Source organism: Curtobacterium sp. MCBA15_013 (genome assembly GCF_001865095.1).
Classification (GTDB): domain Bacteria; phylum Actinomycetota; class Actinomycetes; order Actinomycetales; family Microbacteriaceae; genus Curtobacterium.
In genome coordinates this window covers 1-322 of the sequence record NZ_MJGQ01000040.1, presented here as the reverse complement: position 1 = coordinate 322, position 322 = coordinate 1, and the positions used below count along the sequence as shown (strand labels likewise).

At 72.0% G+C, this 322-nt stretch carries 1 protein-coding gene; it reads right to left on the bottom strand.

All coding sequences use genetic code 11. The annotated features are described in order from the left end of the window. Nucleotides 1-30: 30 nt before the first annotated feature. The coding region (locus BIV01_RS13780; RefSeq protein WP_139199367.1) for an aldo/keto reductase at nt 31-322 on the bottom strand (292 nt) is incomplete at its 5' end.

Genomic DNA, 322 nt, shown 5'->3' with positions numbered 1-322 from the left:
GACCCGCACCGCGCCTCCTGGGACGGGCACCTACGCCTCGCGCGTCTTCGGGCTGCTCTCCTCGGTCTTCGCCGGGTCGCGTTCGACCACCGAGCCGAGGGCATCGTCGATGCGGGACAGCAGCTCCGCGGGGATCGTCACCCCGGCAGCGCCGGCGTTGTCGTGCACCTGCTCCGGACGCGAGGCGCCGATGATCGCGGACGCCACGTTCTGGTTCTGCAGCACCCAGGCGACCGCGAGCTGCGCCATCGACAGGTCCAGCTCGTCGGCGATCGGCCCGAGCTCCTGCACGGCGGACAGCACCTCGTCGCGCATGAACCGC